Source organism: Shewanella sp. 10N.286.54.B9 (genome assembly GCF_041468565.1).
In the GTDB taxonomy this organism is placed as follows: Bacteria; Pseudomonadota; Gammaproteobacteria; order Enterobacterales; family Shewanellaceae; genus Shewanella.
Genome location: NZ_JBFRIY010000113.1, coordinates 1 through 608 on the forward strand (window position 1 = coordinate 1; position 608 = coordinate 608).

The 608-nt window shown below is 40.8% G+C and carries 1 pseudogene; it reads right to left on the minus strand.

The window, feature by feature from the left end:
* Window positions 1-491 (minus strand): annotated as a pseudogene (locus AB4135_RS21990) (IS4 family transposase); the annotation flags it as partial.
* Window positions 492-608: the final 117 nt, after the last annotated feature.

The following is a 608-nucleotide window of genomic DNA, read 5'->3' on the forward strand; positions in this document are numbered from 1 at the left end:
AAGCCAGCGTCAGTTACGATGATAGGCTTGCAGTTATTGGGCAGCATAGCCTTTAGTTTTGTCAAAAATAATAGGTGAGTTCTTGGCTTCTCTTTCTTATTCTGTGGGTGTATCTCTTCGTAAAGTGTTAAAGAGCGTCCTTGAGAAGCGAGTGATGCTCGGATAAGAAAATGTTGCTTTCGGTCATCAAGATCTGACCAATCGATATGAATGATTGGCTGTTTCACTGTCCCGACTAACAGGTAGGTCATACGGGTATAGATGAACTCAATATCGCGATGTAAGTTGGCGTTACTACAAAGTCTATCTACACGTTTAATCTTATGCTTTTCCATGACTTTACTATCAATATCGCGACCAAGGCCAGTGATTGATAAGGAGGCACCGTTCATTGAGCTTTCGATTGCTGAAAACAAACTTTGTCGGCGTGTTTTGTGCATTAACGGGGTGACAAGCGATAGGCATTTTGATAAAACTTGTTTCGCATTCATGGCATTTACTCGTGGTAATTTTTGTTTGGCGATAAATTTGATCACCAAATGCCATGAATGTTCCTCATACTTTCGCCTATCTCATTATTTCCGTTTGTCTTTTTGTGGGGATTCGTC